The following is a 3,828-nucleotide window of genomic DNA, read 5'->3' as shown; positions in this document are numbered from 1 at the left end:
AGAGGGGAAGTCGCCCGGAAGGTTCACGGATGGCGCGCTGCGGGATCGGGTGGAAGATGTGCGCCGTCATGTTTTCGGCAGGCTCACGGCGTTCTTTCGGAATCGCAGCCGGAAACGTTGAGTTCTCCCATTGTGGAAGGAGAGCTCATGCAGAGCTCGGCTCCGCGCGGGGAAGAACGGGCGTTGCAGGCGCCATCCCCGAGCATCGGTCGGCGCAGTTTCGCGAGGGGAAGTGTGCTTTCTGCCTCTGGCGGGCGTTGCACAGTTTCCTCGCGCTCCCCGAGTGCGGGAATCCTTGTTATTCAGCGGCGACAAACGTTGAGCGTTGCAACGCGTTCCCACGCGCGGAAATTCTTTGTTCTCGGAGCGTTTCGCTTTTTTGCCGCTGAGCGTGTCCCTGCGCGCACGGGAACGTGGAAAGCCGTCGACCGCAACCAAGGACACCCATGAGTGAGTTCCCATGCGCATGGGAAGAGTCCATTCCCATGGAATACCGCTTCGTGAGGCGCAGACGCGGAATTACATGGGAAAACGCAGCTTTTGGCAGCTTTTGCCGGTCGGTTTCGGAGAAGTGCGGACGTGCGGAGGAAAAAGAACGTTCGGCGGTATGCCGCAGGAAAAAGCAGGCCGTGCGCGGCCATGCGACGGGAAAGGGGGAATCATCCTTTCCCGCCGCATGGCTGGAATGCTGGGAAAAGCGCTCAGGCGTTGCGTCCCATGTTGAACGCCTCTTCCATGGCGGCGCTGCCGGTCACTTCGCCTTTCTTCCACACGCCGGGAGCGAGAAGCACGCCCTTTTCCTGCGCGCCTTCCAGGCAGTCGGTAAAGCCGCGGAAGCCGTCGATGGTGCGTTCCAGCGCCTTTTTGTTGCCGTCGGCGGCGGTGGCGATGAAGTAGAATTCCTTGCCCGAAATTTCGGTGTAGCGGGGCACGGTTCTGTCGATGAACATTTTCATCTGCGCGCTCATGGTGTAGAAATACACGGGCGTGGCCATGACGATGACGTCGGCCTCGACAAGTCTGTCGAGAATGACCGCCATGTCGTCCTTCTGCACGCAGCGGTGGCTCTTTTCGTAGGCTCCGCAGCCCATGCAAGGATGCAGATTCTTTTCCCGAAGCGCGATTTTTTCCACCTTGTGCCCGGCTTCGAGCGCGCCTTTCATGAACTGATCACAAAGCAGATCGGAATTGCCGCCCTTGCGCGGGCTCGACGAAATGATGACGATGTCTTTCATGGTGTTTCCTGTGCGGTTGAAGGCCGAAGTTCGCCTCGAGGCGTTTTTCGTTCCCGAAGCGGAGTCCGCATGCGCCGCAGCGCGGCGGAACGTCGCTCCCCGACCATCGGAGAGACGGCAACGCTCAGGGTGGGCCTTTTCCCCGCCCCTGTCCATAGCCGATTCTTTCTATTTCTTGCCTGAAACTCTCGCCGACGGTGGAAGTCGTCCGTGCCGAAGCGGTGGGCCCGGAGACAAGATTCCGGTCCGGACAAGGGAGGGCGAAGGCACCCGCGTCGAAGCGGCGGGCAGGAGAAAAGATTTCGGCTCCGGACAGGGGCGTTCCGCAGGCGGCGTGCGTCGTCGGAACGGCCCTGCCGGAGAGTCGGCTAGTTTTTCGGAGCCAGAGCGTCGGCGTAGAAGGCGTTCATGTCTTCCTTGGTGGAGAAGGTGGCGATGAACATCTGATCCGCCATGGCGTCGGCCAGCGCCGGAGGAATGCGCCCGATCATTTTCATGTTTGCGGCGTACTTCTTCTCCAGTTCCTCGCGGGAGAGGCGGAATTCGCATCCGTCGCGGCGTCCGGCAAAGGCGCAGTAGAAGTGTTCGCCCACGGGCAGGGTGGAGCGGTCGAAGGCGATCATGTCCGCCCAGATCTTGTACACGTCGGTGCTGTTCGCGAAGTTCATCATGTCGGGGCTGTAGCCGCCGCTCGGGCGCATGTTCACTTCCAGCGCCACCACGTCGCCTTTCTTTCCCATGCCTGCCTGATCCTGCGTGAGCCGGAAGAATTCAAAGTGCACGAAGCGGCTCTTCACGCCGAAGCTTTTGGCCGTGGCGCGTCCGGCGGCGCGGGTGTCGTCGGGCAGATCCTTGAGAATGTAGTACATGACGTTTTCGGCGTTGTTCACCACGTCCATCAGCGACTTGGGCGTGATGTTGCCGGTCTCGAAGATCGGTTCGCCCTTGGAATTGTAGATGGCGTCGTAGGAATTGATTTCCGCGTGGATGAACTCTTCCATGATGTACGGCACGCCGGATTTCTTTTGCGCAAGAAAGGCGTCGAGGTCGGCCTCGGAGGCAAGCTTGCGCGTGTCGGACGCGCCCACGCCGTTGTCGGGCTTCACCACCACGGGCCAGCCCACGCGGCCGATGAAGTCAAGGCAGCCCTGTCTGTCGTCCACGAGGTGATAGGGCGCCGTGGCGATGCCTGCGCGGCGGTAGAATTCCTTCATGCCCGACTTGAAGCGGATGCTGGGAATGTCCTTGTTCTGGAATCCGCTCGTGATGTTGAAGTCGGTGCGGAGGGCGGCGTCGCGTTCCAGCCAGTATTCGTTGTTCGATTCCAGCCAGTCGATGCGGCCGTATTTGTGGATGAAAAAGCCCATGGCCCGGTACACTTCATCGTAATTTTCCAGACTGCTCACCTTGTAGTATTCGCTGAGACTGGCCCGAAGTTCCGGCAGAAGCTCGTCATAGGGCTGATCGCCTATGCCGAGCACGTTCAGGCCGTCGGCCTTGAGGTGATGGCAGAACTTCCAGTAGTTTGTGGGAAAATTCGGTGAAATGAACACAAAGTTTTTCATGGTGCCTTGATCCTCCTTTCGGCGCCTTCCTTCTGAAACGGATCGGCGACGCGCCGATCCGGCATCCCCCTGCAATTCAGATGTCAGGCTGCGCGTTCGCCGAGCAGCCACGGCAGAAAGTATTCCACCTGCCGGTACCACCACGGCCAGTCGTGATTGACGTCGTGTCCCCAGATGTCCACCCAGAGGTGGATGCCCTTTCTTTCAAAGATGTCCTTGAGCTGCCTCGTGGATTCGGGCAGTTCCCACGCTCCCTGGCCCACGCAGATGGCGGCGCGCTGGCTGTTGTACAGAGGAATGTAGGGATGATCGGACGGGAAATTTGCCATGTAGTCCACGGGAGAGTTGCGGTACACCACTTCGTCCATGTAGGAGCCGAAGCCGTAGCTCGCCGTGTAGATGCCCGAAAGCGCCAGCAGCCCGTTGAAGAGATCCGGGCGGCGCAGGTACAGATTCGCCGCGTGGAGCGCGCCGAGACTGCATCCGAAGGCGATGAGGCCGGGATGCCCGTCCCAGCCGTTGGCCACGCGCGCCAAGTGCTGACCGAAGGGCACGATTTCGTTGAAGAGATGATTCATCCACGCTTCGTGACGGCGGATGCGCCACCACGGATCGCCGCTCTTGTTGGACCACGTTTCCTGATCGATGGTGTCCACGGCAATGACCATGAGTCTGCCGTCTTCTATCCACGGGGCCATGGTGTCGGACATGTGGAAGTCTTCAAACGAGAAGAAGCGGCCGTCCTGACAGGGAACGAAGAGCATGGGACGGCCGGCGTGACCGTACACCTTGCATTCCATGTCGCGACCGAGGGCGGGACTGTATTCCTTGAAGTATCTTGTCTGCATGCTGTCCTCCGAGTTGGCGTCAGCCGTCCAGGCCGTACATGAGGGTGTCGATGAAGAAGGGCGTCTGTTTTTCCCAGCTGGCCTCGCTGTGTTCGCCGCCGGGAACCACGCGCGCGGTCAGATGGATGCCGCGGTCGAAAATGGCGTCGGCCACGAGGCGCAGATCGTGCGCCATGCGGC

The 3,828-nt window shown here is 60.3% G+C and carries 3 protein-coding genes; all 3 read right to left on the bottom strand.

All coding sequences use genetic code 11. The features are described 5' to 3' along the window. Positions 1 to 701: 701 nt before the first annotated feature. Positions 702 to 1,235, bottom strand: coding sequence for a flavodoxin family protein (locus ACZM96_RS10025; RefSeq protein WP_489488875.1), 534 nt, complete (start codon positions 1,233 to 1,235; stop codon positions 702 to 704). 368 nt (positions 1,236 to 1,603) lie between these two features. Continuing rightward, positions 1,604 to 2,800 carry an ATP-grasp domain-containing protein gene (locus ACZM96_RS10020; protein ID WP_294486398.1) on the bottom strand — a complete coding sequence of 399 codons (1,197 nt, stop codon included), beginning with the start codon at positions 2,798 to 2,800 and terminating at the stop codon, positions 1,604 to 1,606. Positions 2,801 to 2,883: 83 nt separating this feature from the next. Continuing rightward, on the bottom strand, positions 2,884 to 3,648 hold the full coding sequence (locus ACZM96_RS10015) for an esterase family protein (RefSeq protein ID WP_489488873.1): 765 nt from the start codon (positions 3,646 to 3,648) through the stop codon (positions 2,884 to 2,886). Positions 3,649 to 3,828: the final 180 nt, after the last annotated feature.

It is taken from the genome of Mailhella sp. (genome assembly GCF_057866825.1).
Note: the sequence above shows the minus strand (reverse complement) of the source record. Positions and strands in the feature narration are given on the sequence as shown.